This window comes from Leptospira ilyithenensis (assembly GCF_004771005.1).
Lineage (GTDB): Bacteria > Spirochaetota > Leptospiria > Leptospirales > Leptospiraceae > Leptospira_A > Leptospira_A ilyithenensis.
On record NZ_RQHV01000061.1, the window covers coordinates 187,521 to 203,556 of the forward strand.

Annotated in this window: 13 protein-coding genes; all 13 read left to right on the forward strand. The window is 43.1% G+C overall.

The features are described 5' to 3' along the window. Positions 1–4: 4 nt before the first annotated feature. A complete protein-coding gene (gene rplK, locus EHS11_RS14110) occupies positions 5–433 on the forward strand; it encodes a 50S ribosomal protein L11 (RefSeq protein WP_109019443.1) in 429 nt (142 codons plus the stop codon). Positions 434–452: 19 nt separating this feature from the next. Further along, complete coding sequence (gene rplA / locus EHS11_RS14115) at positions 453–1,145, forward strand: 50S ribosomal protein L1 (RefSeq protein ID WP_135765048.1); 693 nt, start codon at positions 453–455, stop codon at positions 1,143–1,145. Positions 1,146–1,156: 11 nt separating this feature from the next. After that, on the forward strand, positions 1,157–1,687 hold the full coding sequence (rplJ, locus tag EHS11_RS14120) for a 50S ribosomal protein L10 (RefSeq protein WP_135765049.1): 531 nt from the start codon (positions 1,157–1,159) through the stop codon (positions 1,685–1,687). A 44-nt stretch (positions 1,688–1,731) separates the two neighbouring features. Continuing rightward, a complete protein-coding gene (gene rplL / locus EHS11_RS14125; RefSeq protein WP_135765050.1) occupies positions 1,732–2,109 on the forward strand; it encodes a 50S ribosomal protein L7/L12 in 378 nt (125 codons plus the stop codon). A 131-nt stretch (positions 2,110–2,240) separates the two neighbouring features. Next, positions 2,241–5,927 carry a DNA-directed RNA polymerase subunit beta gene (gene rpoB, locus EHS11_RS14130; protein WP_135765051.1) on the forward strand — a complete coding sequence of 1,229 codons (3,687 nt, stop codon included), beginning with the start codon at positions 2,241–2,243 and terminating at the stop codon, positions 5,925–5,927. Between the two features lie 17 nt (positions 5,928–5,944). Continuing rightward, positions 5,945–10,243 (forward strand): DNA-directed RNA polymerase subunit beta', encoded by a 4,299-nt coding sequence (gene rpoC, locus EHS11_RS14135; protein WP_135765052.1) that lies wholly within the window; start codon positions 5,945–5,947, stop codon positions 10,241–10,243. Between the two features lie 116 nt (positions 10,244–10,359). Then, complete coding sequence (gene rpsL, locus EHS11_RS14140; protein ID WP_109019449.1) at positions 10,360–10,734, forward strand: 30S ribosomal protein S12; 375 nt, start codon at positions 10,360–10,362, stop codon at positions 10,732–10,734. A 16-nt stretch (positions 10,735–10,750) separates the two neighbouring features. After that, on the forward strand, positions 10,751–11,224 hold the full coding sequence (gene rpsG / locus EHS11_RS14145) for a 30S ribosomal protein S7 (protein WP_135765053.1): 474 nt from the start codon (positions 10,751–10,753) through the stop codon (positions 11,222–11,224). 63 nt (positions 11,225–11,287) lie between these two features. Next, positions 11,288–13,180 carry an elongation factor G-like protein gene (locus EHS11_RS14150; protein ID WP_135765054.1) on the forward strand — a complete coding sequence of 631 codons (1,893 nt, stop codon included), beginning with the start codon at positions 11,288–11,290 and terminating at the stop codon, positions 13,178–13,180. A 49-nt stretch (positions 13,181–13,229) separates the two neighbouring features. Beyond that, entirely contained in the window at positions 13,230–14,435 is a 1,206-nt protein-coding gene (gene tuf / locus EHS11_RS14155; RefSeq protein ID WP_135765055.1) for an elongation factor Tu, read from the forward strand. 5 nt (positions 14,436–14,440) lie between these two features. Further along, positions 14,441–14,749, forward strand: coding sequence for a 30S ribosomal protein S10 (gene rpsJ / locus EHS11_RS14160; RefSeq protein WP_108973166.1), 309 nt, complete (start codon positions 14,441–14,443; stop codon positions 14,747–14,749). 12 nt (positions 14,750–14,761) lie between these two features. After that, on the forward strand, positions 14,762–15,385 hold the full coding sequence (gene rplC, locus EHS11_RS14165) for a 50S ribosomal protein L3 (RefSeq protein ID WP_135765056.1): 624 nt from the start codon (positions 14,762–14,764) through the stop codon (positions 15,383–15,385). Positions 15,386–15,393: 8 nt separating this feature from the next. Beyond that, positions 15,394–16,032 carry a 50S ribosomal protein L4 gene (gene rplD, locus EHS11_RS14170; RefSeq protein WP_135765057.1) on the forward strand — a complete coding sequence of 213 codons (639 nt, stop codon included), beginning with the start codon at positions 15,394–15,396 and terminating at the stop codon, positions 16,030–16,032. Positions 16,033–16,036 lie beyond the last annotated feature (4 nt).

A 16,036-nucleotide genomic window follows, 5' to 3' on the forward strand; every position in this document is an offset into this window, starting at 1 on the left:
CGAGATGGCTGCAAAAAAAGTAGTAAAACAAATTAAACTCCAAGTGGAAGCAGGAAAAGCAAACCCAGCTCCTCCAGTTGGTCCCGCACTTGGACAAGCTGGTTTGAATATCATGGAATTTTGCAAACAATTCAATGAAAGAACCAAAGCTCAAATCGGACTTAAACTTCCTGTTGTTATCACCGTATATACAGATAGAAGTTTTACTTTTGTTACAAAATCACCTCCTGCGGCGCTTTTGGTTCTCAAGACATTGGGAATTCCATCCGGTTCCGCAACACCTCACTTAGTGAAGGTGGGAACCATCAAACGCGCACAATTAGAAGAAATTGCTAAAACAAAAATGGAAGATCTAAACGCAAACGACCTGAACGCAGCCGTGCAAATCATTGCAGGAACATGCCGTTCTATGGGCGTAAACGTAGAGCTCTAAGGATTCTGGTAATCATAAAATGAAACACGGTAAAAAATACATTCAACTGAAAGAAAAAGTCGATCGCGTAAAGGCTTATGCACTTCCTGAGGCAGTCAGTCTTGCGAAGAGTGTTTCTTATTCCAAGTTCGATGGAACATTGGAAATTTCGACTAAAATCAATTATAAATCCCTTCAAAACGTAAGAGGAACGATTTCTCTTCCGCATGGAACAGGCAAGACGATCAAAGTTTTGGTTTTCTGCAAAGGAGACAAACAAAACGAAGCCCGTGCCGCTGGTGCTGACTTCGTTGGTGATATGGACTTGATTGAAAAAGTTGCCGGTGGTTGGACTGATTTTGATGCTTGCGTTGCTACTCCTGATATGATGAAGGAAGTGGGAAAACTGGGACCAGTTCTCGGACGTAAAGGTCTTATGCCAAAACCGAAAGCAGGAACGGTAACTACGGATGTTACCCGTGCCGTAAAAGAACTAAAAGCAGGACGTATTGAATACCGCCCTGACAAAGGGGGAGTGGTTCACTTAGGTGTTGGAAAAGTTTCCTTCCCTGATGACAAACTTCAAGAAAATATCAATGCAGTCGTTGCCACTCTTATGAAAGACAAACCATCCGATGCAAAGGGTGACTACCTTCGTTCTTTCTCCGTTTCCGCTACTATGGGAATCGGTGTAAAGGTTGATGTGAAAGAATTAGTAAACGCTAATATATAACGAGTATTAAAATGGCAAATGCAGCAAAAATAGAAGCAGTAGCGGATTTAAAAGAAAAACTGGAAAAAGGGCCGAATTTTATTTTGGCTTCTTACAGTGGTTTGACGGTAGAAGACATGACAAACTTGAGAGCGAAACTTCGTAAAGAAGGTTCGACTATGAAGGTGATTAAAAACAATCTCTTCCTTCGCGCTCTAAAAGAGTCTTCTGCGCATAAAGACAAAACAATCGAATTTGGTGATATTTATAAAGGACCGCTTGCGGCGATTTTTTCAACTGAGTCTCTTCCTGCCGTTGCGAAAGTTTGCAAAGACTTCGCAAAAGACAAAAAAGAATTAGAAGTGAAAACCGGCTTTATGGATGGCCAAGTTTTAGACAAAACTGGAGTGGAAGCAATTGCCGGTCTTCCTTCCAAGCAAGAGCTTCTGTCTCAGATAGCTCGCGGTCTAAACGCACCAGCAACACAAATTGCATCCGGGGTAAACCAAATTATGGCAAGCCTCGCAAGAGCAATCAATGCTGTCGGTGAGAAAAACGGTTAATTTTACAACAATTGAATAGTGATTTAGTTTAAGGAGAATATAGGATGGCTGTTGACGCGCTATTAGAACAAATTGGAAGTCTTACACTGGTTCAGGCTGCTGAACTCGTGAAAAAGATGGAGGACAAATTCGGGATTTCGGCTGCTGCACCTGTTGCGGTTGCTGCTGTTGCTGGTGGAGCTGCGGCTGCCGCTGAAGAACCTGCAACTTTCAATGTAATCTTGAAAGCACACGGAGATAAAAAAATCGACGTGATTAAACTCGTAAGAGAAATCACTGGTCTTGGTTTAGCTGACGCTAAAACTCTTGTTGAAGCTGGTGGAAAACCGGTAAAAGAGGGCGTTTCTAAAGATGAGGCTGCTGATCTTAAGAAAAAACTCGAAGGTGCTGGGGCTCAAGTAGAAGTTGCTGCTGCCGGTTAATCACCAGCTTGCAGGATATTCCATCCCCTTTCTTCAAATTGATAGAGGCAGGGAGGCCATAGGCTTTCCCACCTCTATTTTGTTATTTATTTTTACACCTATACTTTTGTCGTTCCTAGGGAGAATGTTCCATGAATACCCGGATACAATCTAGAAAGCGGGTAAATTTCGGTAAAATTACCGACCTCAATTTACTTCCGAATCTAATTTATGTACAGAAAAAATCCTTTGATTGGTTTTTACAGGCAGAAGCCAAAGATCCAACCAAACGAGCCAACCAAGGCTTGGAAGCTGTATTTCGTGAATCCTTTCCTATTGAAAGTCCAAACAATGACATGGTTATGGAATACGGTCATTATATTTTGGGGGATGCAAAAAGAAACCCTCAAGAATCCAAAGATACAGATTCCTCTTATGCCGCTCCGTTAAAAGCAGTTATACGATTAATTATCAAAGAAACGGGTGAGATCAGAGAGCAAGTGGTTTATATGGGAGACCTTCCTGTTATGACGGACCACGGGACTTTTATCATCAATGGCGCTGAGCGCGTTGTGGTAAGCCAATTGCACAGATCCCCCGGTATTTTCTTTTCTTACGACCAAGCAAGAGATACATTTTCAGCGCGTGTGATTCCTTATCGCGGATCCTGGCTCGAATTTGAAATGGACAATAAGGGTATCCTTGTTGCCAAAATCGACCGTAAGAAAAAATTCCCGGCTACATTACTTGTAAAATCCATGGGAATGGGAACAAACGAAGAAGTATTACGTTTGTTCTACGGCTCTTCCAAAATGAAGATCGCAGGTGCGGGTCCGAAAGAACTCAAACGACTCATCGGCAGAAGAACCATCGCGGATATCATCAATATGGAAACTGGCGAGGTAATGCTCGATGCAGGTTCCAAGATCAACGAAGACAATATTTCCATCCTTCGCGAGATGAAAGTAAAAGAAGTGGATGTCATCGAATTTCCGAAAGGAAAAGACAATCCTGTTCTTATCAACTGTCTTGAAAAAGACGGAGTGAACGATTACGAAGATGCGATCAAAAAATTTCATACGATCATGCGTCCCGGCGAACCCTCTACGATTGAAAATGCAGAGTCCGAGCTCAGGAGACTTTTCTTTTCCCCAAAAACTTTTGATTTAGGGATAGTCGGTCGTTACAAAATCAATAGCAAATTCGAATTCAATAATCCGAAAGATTTCAATAAAGTGGAAGATAGAGTTCTTCGTAAGGAAGACATCATAGAAACAGTACGTTATCTTGTGATGCTTATGTCCGACGCGGAAAACTTCTATCCGGATGATATTGACCATTTGGGAAACAGAAGGATTCGTTCCGTGGGAGAGCTTATCTCCAACCAATTGAAACTTGGTTTTTCCAGAGTGGAAAGAGTGATCAAAGAGAGAATGACGGTTCAGGAACCGGAACAACAAACTCCTCAACTTTTGATTTCCATTAAGCCGATCACTGCTGTAATCAATGAATTTTTCGGATCTTCCCAGCTATCTCAGTTTATGGATCAAACAAATCCTCTTGCGGAATTGACCCACAAACGAAGATTAAATGCACTTGGACCGGGAGGACTTTCCCGTGACCGCGCTGGTTTCGAAGTGCGTGACGTTCATTATTCGCATTATGGAAGAATGTGCCCGATTGAAACTCCGGAAGGCCCGAATATCGGACTTATTCTTTCCATGTCCAGTTTTGCCCGGGTGAACGATTACGGTTTTCTCGAAACTCCTTACCGAGTGGTTAAAAACGGAAAAGTAATCAAACAAATCGAGTATTTAACAGCCGATAAAGAAGAATACCATTACATGGCGCAAGCTTCTTCCGCTGTGGATGAAAAAGGGGATTTCCAATCCAAACTTATCTCCACTCGCCACAGAGGGGATTTCCCTTTCAGAAGCCCGAGCGAAATCCAATACATGGACTTGGCTCCTTTGCAAGTAGTATCCGTTTCTACGGCACTCATTCCGTTCCTGGAGCATGACGATGCGAACCGCGCACTTATGGGTTCCAACATGCAACGCCAAGCTGTACCTCTACTGATCGAAGAAGCTCCGTTTGTCGGAACAGGAATCGAATCCAGAGCGGCTTATGATGCGGGAGTTTGTATCGTTGCGAAAAAGGATGGGGTTGTTTCCAAAGTGGACGCTTCCGGAATTTGGATCAAAGAAGACGCTTCCAAAGAAATCGTAAATTATTCTTTGATTAAGTTCAAAAAAACCAACCAGGGAACTTGTTTCAATCAAAAACCAAACGTAAGTATGCTTCACAATTTGGAAGGTGGTAAGGTTTCAAAAGTTTCCAAGGAAAAAATTGAAATCACACTGAACAACGGTGAAAAGGTCCCTTACGATCTCCTCATCTCCGACGAATTGCAATACGCGCCCGTTGTGAAAGAAGGACAAGAAGTTCCTTCCGGATTTGCAATTGCAGGTCAAGTCATCAAAGGTGAGAAAGTAGGGGAATACGGTGCCATCCTTCAAAAAGGAACCGTGCTTGCCAACGGCCCATCCACTGACGAAGGTTATCTTGCGTTGGGACGTAACGTTCTGGTTGCATTCATGCCTTGGGAAGGATACAATTTTGAGGATGCGATTCTAATTTCAGAACGTATTATCAAAGAAGATGTATTTTCATCCATTCACATTGAAGAGTTCGAAATCCAAGCTCGCGAAACGAAATTGGGACAAGAACAAATCACCCGTGATATTCCAAACCTTTCCGACAAAGCTTTCCGCGACCTCGACGAATCCGGTGTGATTCGAATTGGTGCCGAAGTGAAACCGGGAGATATTCTGGTAGGGATGGTGACTCCAAAAGGAGAAACCGATCTTACTCCGGAATACAAACTACTTCATTCCATTTTTGGCGAAAAAGCAAAAGAAGTAAGAGATTCTTCTCTTCGCATGCCAAACGGTTTCGAAGGAACAGTGATCGATATTAAAAGATTTTCACGGGACAACGGCGACGAACTCGCTGCCGGCGTGGAAGAAATGGTAAAAGTTTATGTTGCCCGCAAACGTAAGTTACTCGTTGGGGACAAGATGGCGGGACGTCACGGAAACAAAGGGGTTGTCGCTCGTGTAATGGCACAAGAAGACATGCCTTATATGGAAGACGGCACTCCTGTTGACATCGTGCTGAACCCACTTGGGGTTCCTTCTCGTATGAACTTGGGTCAGATTTTTGAGACCCAGCTCGGTTTTGCCGCAAAAAAACTGGGACTGAATTTCGAAACACCTGTATTTGACGGTGCAACGGAAGATGACGTTCAGGAATTTTGCCGCCAAGCAGGACTTCCCGGCAACAGCAAATTTAAGTTATACGACGGAAGAACCGGTGATAGTTTTATCAACCAGGTATTCTGTGGTTATATCTACATGTTGAAACTGGCTCACTTGGTAGATGATAAAATCCATGCCCGTTCTACTGGACCATACTCACTTGTGACGCAACAACCTCTTGGTGGTAAAGCACAGTTCGGTGGTCAAAGATTAGGGGAGATGGAAGTTTGGGCATTGGAAGCATACGGTGCTTCTCATACCTTACAAGAATTACTTACAATCAAGTCGGATGATATGTTGGGTCGCGCTCGTATTTACGAAGCGATCGTTAAAGGGATCCATTCCATTAAACCTGGAATTCCTGAGTCCTTTAACGTTCTCGTTCAAGAATTACGCGGTCTGGCTCTTGACATCATCATCAAAGACTCCGAAGGATCGGAAGTGGATATTTCTGATTACGAAGATGAATTCTCGAAAAACAAAAAGAAAATCAAATTCGAGACCATCGAAAACGCGTAGGGGAAAAACGGACAAACATGAGAAATTACAATACTTTTGAATCAATCACGATTCGTTTGGCTTCACCCGAACGAATCAAAGAATGGTCGTTTGGCGAAGTTAAAAAACCGGAAACCATCAATTACCGTACTCTAAAACCGGAAAGAGATGGTCTGTTCTGTGAGAAGATTTTTGGAACGACTAAGGATTGGGAATGTTACTGCGGTAAATTCAAATCCATTCGTTACAAGGGTGTTGTCTGCGACAAATGCGGAGTGGAAGTAACTCACTCCAAAGTTCGTAGAGAAAGAATGGGGCATATCGAACTTGCAGCTCCGGTTTCTCATATCTGGTATTACAGATCCGTTCCTTCCCGTATGGGTCTTCTTTTGGATATGACCATCAACCAATTGAAGAGCGTTCTCTATTTTGAAAAATATGTAATCATCGATCCTGCTGATTCCGGTAGAAACAGAGGGGAACTCATTGATGAAGACGAATATCACAACTACCTGGACGAATATGGCGACAAATTCATCGCAGGTATCGGCGGGGACGCCATTAAGGAACTACTTGCACGTATCGATGTAGATGCTGAAGCAAGAGTGATCCGTCAAAAGATCCAAGACAGAAATAAAATTTCTGACAAACGTATTTACAAAAGATTAGAAGTTCTGGAAGCATTCCGTGATTCCGGAAACCGTCCGGAATGGATGGTATTGGATGTAGTTCCGGTGATTCCGCCGGAACTTCGCCCTATGGTTCAATTGGAAGGGGGAAGATTTGCAACTTCCGATTTGAACGATTTGTACAGAAGAGTGATCAACCGTAACAACCGTTTGAAACGCCTTCTTGCTTTGAAAGCACCGGAAATCATTGTTCGTAACGAAAAACGGATGTTACAGGAAGCAGTGGATGCACTTTTCGATAACAGTCGTCGTAAAAGAACTGTGAAAGGAAAGGGAAACCGGCCTTTGAAATCCATTTCCGACATGTTGAAAGGAAAACAAGGCCGATTCCGCCAAAACCTACTTGGTAAACGGGTGGATTACTCCGGTCGTTCCGTAATCGTTGTCGGTCCCGAACTCAAATATCATCAAATGGGTCTTCCTAAAAAGATGGCCCTCGAGTTGTTCAAACCTTTCATCATGAAACGTTTGGTTGACTTGGAACTTGCACCAAACATCAAGTCTGCGAAGAAAAAAATCGAGACGGAAGACAAAGAAGTTTTCGATGTTTTGGACACTGTTGTTAAAGAACACCCTGTTATGTTGAACAGAGCTCCGACTCTGCACAGACTCGGTATTCAGGCATTTTTACCTATCCTTGTAGAAGGAAAAGCAATCAAACTTCACCCACTCGTATGTCATGCGTTCAACGCCGACTTCGACGGGGATCAGATGGCGATTCATGTTCCACTTGCTCCGAAGGCGCAATTGGAAACTTGGATGCTGATGCTTTCTCCTCATAATATCCTGAACCCTGCGAACGGCCAACCGATCTGCGGACCGACTCAAGATATCGTACTTGGGATTTACTACCTCACTTCCGAAGTGAAAGACGCAAAAGGCCAGGGAAAATTTTTCACCGGTCTTGACGAAGTGATGTATGCGATCGAATCCAAAACCATTGAGATTCGAACAAAAATTTCAGTTCTTCACGAAGGTAAAATCATCGAGACAACACCTGGTAGACTTATTTTCAACCAAGTGATGCCGAAAGGTTATGTTTACGTAAACAGAGTCCTAGGTGACAAAGAAACAAACAAAATCATCGCAGACGTTTATGAAAAATTCGGTCCTGGCCAAACTGTGGTTATGCTCGACGAAGTAAAACGTCTGGGTTATAAATACGCGACTTATTTTGCGCCGACTATCTCCATCGAAGACATCCGGGTTTCTCCACATAAAGAGGGACTTGTGAACGATGCCAACAGAGAAGTGGAAAAAGCCGATATGGAGTATCGTAAAGGTATTATCACTAACGAAGAACGCCGTAAAAAGGTAATCGAGATTTGGACCAAAACCAATGACAAGATTACCGACGGGATGTTTAAAGAATTGGAAAAAGACCAAGGCGGATTCAATCCTGTTTTCGTCATGGCTGCTTCCGGAGCCCGCGGATCAAAACAACAGATTCGTCAGCTTGCAGGGATGAGGGGACTTATGGCGAAGCCAAGTGGCGAGATCATCGAACTTGCCATTCGTTCCAACTTCCGTGAAGGTTTGGGCGTTCTCGAATTTTTTATCTCTACTCATGGTGCGAGGAAAGGTCTTGCCGATACTGCCTTGAAAACAGCCGATGCGGGTTATTTGACTCGTCGTTTGGTGGATATTTCCCAAGACGTAATCGTTTCTGAAGAAGATTGCGGAACAAAAGACAATATCACTCTCGGACTTGTAAAAGAAGGGGAAAACATTATCGTTTCCCTTGCAGATCGCGTATTCGGTCGTTATACGGCAGAAGATTTGATCGACCCTGTTACAGAAAAAGTAGTATTTCCAAAAGATACCGTAATCACAAGAGCAATCGGTCAAAAGATTGAAAATCTAGGTTACGATAAAATCAAAGTTCGTTCTCCTCTGACTTGCCGTTCACGTCACGGTATCTGTACAAAATGTTACGGTATGGATATGGCGCGCCTTGTGCCGGCAGAGATCGGAGAAGCAGTGGGAACCATTGCAGCTCAGTCCATCGGTCAACCGGGAACTCAGCTTACAATGAGAACTTTCCACGTAGGTGGAGCCGCTTCCGCAACGATTCAAGAGAAAGAACATAAAGTTCCATACCGCTCTTTGGTTAAATCAGTAAACGGCCGTTTGGTGAAAAACCAATCGGGTGCAACCGTATTTGCCCGCCGCGGAACAATCGTCATCCAAAGATTAGTTCAGGAATTCCAAACAACCGATCTTTCCAATGTTCGCGTAATAGACGCGCAACGTTTGGAAAAAGGGGAAGTGTTCGGAACTCAGCTCACGGAAAACGGTGAGCAAATGGTGACAGCAGACCAACCGGGAACTGTTTCCTTACAAGGAACAAGACTTAGAGTTCTCGGGGAAGAAGTAGTTATCCCTGTAAAAATCGGAACCATTGTGAAATGCAAAGAAGACGAAATTGTAGATGAGAACAAACCTCTTGCAGAGTTTGATCCATACAACGAAGTCATCGTTGCCGAGATAGAAGGAACTGTTCATTGGGAAGATTTGGAAGTCGGTAAAAACGTAAGAAGAGACGTAGACCCTAAAACTTCAAATATCATCCTGAAAGTAGTGGAACAGAAAAAAGACAGACTCTTCCCGCAAATCATAGTGGGCGGAGAAGCTTACGCGGTTCCAATCGATGCATTATTGCAATACCAATCCGGTGATAAAGTAAAAGACGGAGACATTCTATTCAAGATTCCTTCCGTTGCTGAAAAAACAAGAGATATCACCGGGGGTCTTCCTAGGGTAGACGAACTTTTCGAAGCTCGTCGTCCGAAAGATGCCTGCACACTTGCAGAAATCGACGGTAAGATCGAAGACCGTGGTGAAATCGTAAAAGAAAAACGTATCCTTTATATCATTTCCGAATCTGCTGATGTGGAAAAAGTAAAAGTAGCGATCCCGATCGGTAAACAACTTCGTGTTCGTCACGGAGACTTTGTTAAAACCGGTGATCAAATCGACGAAGGAAACTTTGACCCGCATGATATCCTTAGCATCAAAGGACCGAATGCACTTCACAACTATCTGGTTTCCGAAGTTCAGGAAGTTTATCGTTTGCAAGGGGTTCATATCAATGACAAACACATCGAAGTAGTTGTTCGCCAAATGCTTCGTAAGGTGACAATCACTGATAGTGGGGATACATCTTTTGTAAACCAACAGCAAGTGGATAAATTTCAATTCCAAGAGGAAAACGATCGAGTGATCGGAGAAGGGGGAAGCCCTGCGCAATGCCAACCGATTTTACTTGGTCTGACAAAAGCATCTCTTAACACGGAATCTTATTTCTCTGCGGCTTCTTTCCAGGAAACTACAAAGGTTCTTACCGATGCAGCGATCAAAGGAAAAACAGACGTGCTTGCTGGTCTCAAGGAAAACGTGATCATCGGTCATATGATCCCTGCAGGAACTGGTATGAAAAAATACCGTGATGTTGAAGTTTTCAGAGACATTCCGGGAGACTTGGATTGGGATCTGGATTCGGAAGAAGATGAAGAAGAAGTTTCCGAACTTCCGGAATCCACTCCTGTTTCTACCGCCACACTTTCCCGTCTGGTAGAAGAAGAGGATGAAGATGAAGACGAATTGGAATCTGACGATGATGATTCGGAAGAAGAGGACGACGAATAGATCGTCGTTGTCACCTACAGGATTTTTTGGGTTTTCGTTTACAAAATAGCCATTTCCAGGATTTTGGACAAAACCGTCATATATTTTTAAGTAGATAGAGAGTAAGAAGGAATCGAATGCCTACAATCAATCAGCTCATCCGCCATGGAAGAGACGCACAAAAGAAAAGAACTAAATCTCCCGCTCTAAAGGCATGTCCTCAAAGAAGAGGTGTTTGCACTAGAGTAATGACATTTACTCCTAAAAAGCCGAACTCTGCCCTTCGAAAGGTAGCAAGGGTTCGATTGACTACCGGGATTGAAGTGACTGCTTACATTCCTGGCGAAGGTCATAATTTACAAGAGCACAACGTGGTACTGATCCGTGGTGGAAGAGTAAAGGATTTACCAGGGGTTCGTTATCATATCATTCGCGGAACACTGGATACTCTCGGTGTGGACAAACGCCGCAAAAGCCGTTCTAAATACGGTGCGAAAAAACCTAAGGCTTAAGTAAGGGAAAGATTATATGTCAAGAAGAAGAGGAAAAGTAGAGCCCCGCGAAATCATTGGAGATCCGAAATACAATGATAAGGTGGTTACTAAGTTCATCAATTGCCTTATGGTTGATGGAAAGAAAAGCGTCGCAGAATCCGTGTTTTATGATGCTTTGGAAGTTATTAATAAAAAGACCGGCGCTGATCCATTCCAAGTTTTCCAAGAAGCGTTGGAGAATGTAAAACCACAAGTGGAAGTGAAATCCAGAAGAGTGGGCGGGGTGACTTATCAGGTTCCTATCGAAGTTCGTCCGGAAAGAAGACTTGCTCTTGGAATCAGATGGCTTATCCGTTACAGCCGTGACAGAAACGAAAAATCAATGAAGAACAAATTAGCTGCAGAATTTATGGAAGCTCAAAAAGGCACCGGATCTGCAATTAAGAAGAAAGAAGATATCAGAAAAATGGCAGATGCAAACAAAGCATTCTCTCATTACCGCTGGTAGCAAGATAGATTCGATTCTAAATTTGAGGAAAAAGCCGAGTTCAGAACCCGGCTTTTTGTTTTTATGGACTACAGAACCGTTGGAATATTCGCTCATATCGATTCTGGGAAAACCACCCTCACCGAACGGATCTTATTTGAGGCAGGTAAGATTTCTGCCGTAGGCTCGATCGAAGACGGAACTACAGAATCCGACACACTAAAAGAAGAGATAGAGCGGGGGATTTCCATCCGAACCACGTTCCATTCCATTCAATGGAAAACCGGTTTTGGAGAATATTGTCTTCAGATTGTAGACACCCCGGGTCATATCGATTTTAAAAACCAAATCACAGACATTCTACCTGCCATCCAAATTGCGATTGTGATCTTGGAGGGAGGCTCTTCCGTCCAGTCCCAGGCGAGACTTGTCATTGAAGAGTTACGGGAAAGCCGGATTCCCATTGTTTTTTTTATCAATAAACTGGATCGCTTTCAAGATGATTATTTGGATTCTTTGATTTCTCTGGAAGAAATCCTGGGAAAGGCTCCCGAAGTTCTTTTTGAAGAAAATAAGGAAAAACCGGGGGAATGGGTCTATTATTTGGAATCGGAGCATTCCTTCCCTCCTTCTGTTCATGAAAATTTACTCAAATGGTCCGACGAGTTGTTGTTATCCCAGTGGAATGACCCCGAGAGCAATACCAAATGGAATATGATCGGGTTGTCCCAAGGAACTAGAGACAATTTTATTTTTCCTATCTATGGCGGATCCGCAAAGACAGGTCAGGGAGTGAAAGAGCTTCTCAATCTGATTGCCTGGATTCGTCCGAAGGAAAAGAAAACCGATTTGAGCTTATCGCAATACACTCTTTTTCGTAGAGTGCATCCACAATACGGACGTTATGCTATTATCTTTGGCGAAAAAGAGATCAGTTTGCCTTTTCTTTTGAAAGAGGGAAAAAGGGAAGCCAAGATCCAAGAGGCGTATCAGGAAGAAAACGGGGAGTGGGTTGAAATCTCCAAGATTTCGGGGGGAATGTTGTATTACATTCGGGAAACCAGGGAATTGGATACAACTCCTGGAAACTATTTGTCCCCCTCCTTTTCGGGCAAAAAAAGAGAGTTAGGAGACATAATGTCCGTTAGTCCCTTCTCTGTTACGATCGAACCGGAATCGGAATCAGACAAACCGGATTGGCTGAAGGCTCTTGCGAATCTTTCCTGGGAAGACCCCGGATACCATTTTGAAGAGGATCCTGATACGGGACAGATTCATCTTTGGGGGAGAGGAGAACTTCATATTGAGATCGGGCTCCGTAGAATTCAAGAGAATTCACAAAAAAAAATACAAACAGGATCTATAAACATTGCTAGATTTGAGCGTTTGAAAAAAATGGCTCATAAGGTTGCACTAGAGCACCGTGCCTTTGAAGATTCAAAGTCGAGTGGCACGCTCATCGCAGTCCTGGAAGATACTGCCGACTTTTCAAAGCAAATTGCCTTTGAGGTAAGTCTTCCGGAAGAAGTAAAAAATTCTATCGAAGCGGCTTTCTTTGAATCCACATTATTTGGGTTCTATGGAAGAGAGGTCATCGGCTTAAGGCTGGTTGTCCTTGGTTTTGAGTTTCCTGGTAAAGACAAAGAACATTTGTCCTCTTTACTAAAGGTTGCGATCCATTCAGGAATGAAGGATCTGTTTCGTGAGAACACCATTTTGGTTGGTCCTATGACTGAGATCGAAGTTTCAGTCGATACAACACAACTTGGTGTAGTTCTTTCTGAGCTAAATCGCCGTTCTGCGAAAATCCATTCTGTGGATGAGGAACGAGCGGGTAAGAGTCGCTTAAAAGCCACAGCATCGGCAGAAAACCTGCTTGGCTTTTCAGGGTCTCTTAGAAATATGACCAAAGGGATAGGCATTTCTTGGGAAAGGACTGCTTTTACCTCTGAATTTTACGCAGTTTTAAAGGAGTAAAGAACCCGAATCGGGTCTTTGAACCACGATTGAGGAGTAGATTTTAACAATGGCTAAAGAAAAATTTGACCGTTCAAAACCACATTTAAACATCGGAACAATTGGTCACGTCGACCATGGTAAGACCACTCTAACTGCCGCTATTACTACAACATTAGCAAAAGTAGTCGGTGGAAAGAACAAAGCAATTGCTTACGACCAAATCGATAACGCACCAGAAGAAAAGGCTCGTGGGATTACTATTGCTACTTCCCACCAAGAATATGAAACTCCTAATCGCCATTATGCACATGTGGATTGTCCAGGTCACGCTGACTATGTGAAAAACATGATCACTGGCGCAGCTCAAATGGACGCAGCGATCCTTGTGGTTTCTGCAACTGATGGCGCTATGCCTCAGACAAAAGAGCACATCCTTCTTGCTCGCCAAGTTGGTGTTCCATACATCGTAGTTTATCTTAACAAAGCAGACATGCTAGCTGCTGATGAAAGAGAAGACATGATTGAGATGGTGAAAGAAGAGATTAAAGACCTTCTTAACAAATACAACTTCCCAGGTGACAAAACTCCTTTCGTTTCAGGTTCTGCTCTGAAAGCACTTGAAGGCGAGGACACTGATCTTGGAATGAAATCCATCATCAAACTTATGGAAGCGGTTGATACTTACGTTCCAAACCCTACCCGTATTATTGACAAACCTTTCCTTATGCCTGTTGAAGACGTTTTCTCGATCACTGGTCGTGGAACTGTTGCAACCGGTCGTGTGGAGCAAGGTATTCTTAAAATCAACGACGAGATCGAAATCGTTGGAATCCGTGATACTACCAAGTCTGTTGTTACCGGAATTGAAATGTTCCGTAAACTATTAGACCAGGCAGAAGCTGGTGACAACATCGGTGCTCTACTTCGCGGGACTAAAAAAGAAGACATCGAAAGAGGTCAGGTTCTTGCGAAACCGGGGACTATCACTCCGCACAGAAAATTCAAAGCGGAAGTTTACGTTCTTACCAAAGATGAAGGCGGACGTCACACTCCTTTCTTCAATAACTATCGTCCACAATTCTACTTCCGAACTACTGACATCACTGGTGTTTGTAACCTTCCTGGTGGAATGGAAATGGTTATGCCTGGTGACAACGTAACGATGTCAATTGAATTGATTCATCCGATTGCGATGGACCAAGGACTCAAGTTTGCAATTCGTGAAGGTGGAAGAACCATCGGATCGGGTGTCGTAGCGGAGATCGTTGAGTAATCCAAATGGCTGGACAAAGAATTCGCGTTAAATTAAAAGCTTTCGATCATAGACTGATTGACCAATCGACCTATGAAATCGTAGCGACAGCGAAAAGGACCGGAGCAACAGTTTCCGGTCCCATCCCGCTTCCTACTAAAAAAGAAATCTATACTGTATTACGTTCTCCCCACGTGAATAAAAAAGCTAGAGAACAATTCGAAATGAGAACTCACAAGAGACTCATAGATATTTTAAATACTAATGAAGATACTGTAGAAGCTCTGATGAAGCTTCAACTCCCCGCCGGAGTTTCAGTAGATATCAAATCCTAAGGGATAGGATCCATGGCAAAAGGTTTACTCGCAGAAAAATTGGGCATGGCCCACATCTTTAACAACGAAGGTAAAATGGTTACTGTAACCGTTTTGCGCGTGGGTCCTTGTTTTGTTTCACAAATCAAGACGACAGCAAATGACGGTTACGAAGCTGTTCAACTTGCGTTTGCTGAAGCGAAAGAAAAAAATCTTTCCAAAGCAGAACTAGGCCACTTGAAAAAAGCAAGTATCGGAGCAAAACGACACTTAGCGGAATTCAAAGGGTTTGATTCCGTTGCAGTCGGTGCAGAACTGAAAGCATCCGACATTTTCGCTTTAAATGATACTGTTAAAGTTTCAGGAACTTCCAAAGGGAAGGGAACACAAGGTGTTATCAAAAGACATGGTTTCGCAGGTGGTCCAGCAGGCCACGGTTCCAGATTCCAAAGACATCCCGGTTCCATTGGTTCCAACACAACTCCTGGCCGCGTTTTCAAAGGTTTGAAGATGGGTGGGCGTATGGGAAATGCACAAAGCACTGTTAGAAATCTGAAAGTTGTTAAAATAGAAGCCGATCAAAATTTAATCTTCGTATCAGGATCAGTTCCTGGCCGCGACACTTCTATTGTTACAATCGAGAAAATTGGTAACTAGGTAAATATATGAAAGCACGTAAATATAATAAAGAAGGCGTGTTCCTAAGTGAAGTGGAGCTTCCTAGCGCACTTTTCGAAACAGGAATCAGCCAAGGTGCTATTTATGACGCAGTGAAAGCAGAAAATGCAAACCTTCGTCAGGGAACTCACTCTACAAAAGATCGTTCTGAAGTGCGCGGTGGTGGTAAAAAACCTTGGGCACAAAAAGGAACGGGTCGTGCGAGACAAGGTTCCATCAGAGCTCCTCATTTCGTAGGTGGTGGTATCATTCATGGACCAAAACCAAGAGATTATTCTTCTAATCTTTCCCGAAGTGTAAAAAGAAAAGCAGTTCTTTCCATCTTAAACAAGAAAGCGGAAGAGAACAGGATTTCTATCATTGAGGATGTGGAACCTGCTTCCTATTCGACAAAATCCATTTTCAATATTTTGAAAAAGATGGAGATTGCGGAAAAAGGAAATGTAGGCTTTGTAGTGGCTGGTGAAAACCAATTCCTCAAAAAATCAACTCGCAATATCGAAAACTTAAAGTATGTAAACAGCAAACGTATTGTTTGCCGCGACATCCTTTACAATAACAATCTTGTAATTTCCGAAAGTGCTTTGAAAGAATTACTTTCGCAATACTCAAAAAAGCAGGGATAGATTC

What these genes read in the sequence shown, in the direction of transcription:
- EHS11_RS14150 (WP_135765054.1), top strand. Translation starts at nt 11,288, where the DNA reads ATGGACTACAGAACCGTTGGAATATTCGCTCATATCGATTCTGGGAAA.
- rplD (WP_135765057.1), top strand. Translation starts at nt 15,394, where the DNA reads ATGAAAGCACGTAAATATAATAAAGAAGGCGTGTTCCTAAGTGAAGTG.
- rpsG (WP_135765053.1), top strand. Translation starts at nt 10,751, where the DNA reads ATGTCAAGAAGAAGAGGAAAAGTAGAGCCCCGCGAAATCATTGGAGAT.
- rpsJ (WP_108973166.1), top strand. Translation starts at nt 14,441, where the DNA reads ATGGCTGGACAAAGAATTCGCGTTAAATTAAAAGCTTTCGATCATAGA.
- tuf (WP_135765055.1), top strand. Translation starts at nt 13,230, where the DNA reads ATGGCTAAAGAAAAATTTGACCGTTCAAAACCACATTTAAACATCGGA.
- rplA (WP_135765048.1), top strand. Translation starts at nt 453, where the DNA reads ATGAAACACGGTAAAAAATACATTCAACTGAAAGAAAAAGTCGATCGC.
- rpoC (WP_135765052.1), top strand. Translation starts at nt 5,945, where the DNA reads ATGAGAAATTACAATACTTTTGAATCAATCACGATTCGTTTGGCTTCA.
- rplJ (WP_135765049.1), top strand. Translation starts at nt 1,157, where the DNA reads ATGGCAAATGCAGCAAAAATAGAAGCAGTAGCGGATTTAAAAGAAAAA.
- rpoB (WP_135765051.1), top strand. Translation starts at nt 2,241, where the DNA reads ATGAATACCCGGATACAATCTAGAAAGCGGGTAAATTTCGGTAAAATT.
- rplK (WP_109019443.1), top strand. Translation starts at nt 5, where the DNA reads ATGGCTGCAAAAAAAGTAGTAAAACAAATTAAACTCCAAGTGGAAGCA.
- rplL (WP_135765050.1), top strand. Translation starts at nt 1,732, where the DNA reads ATGGCTGTTGACGCGCTATTAGAACAAATTGGAAGTCTTACACTGGTT.
- rplC (WP_135765056.1), top strand. Translation starts at nt 14,762, where the DNA reads ATGGCAAAAGGTTTACTCGCAGAAAAATTGGGCATGGCCCACATCTTT.
- rpsL (WP_109019449.1), top strand. Translation starts at nt 10,360, where the DNA reads ATGCCTACAATCAATCAGCTCATCCGCCATGGAAGAGACGCACAAAAG.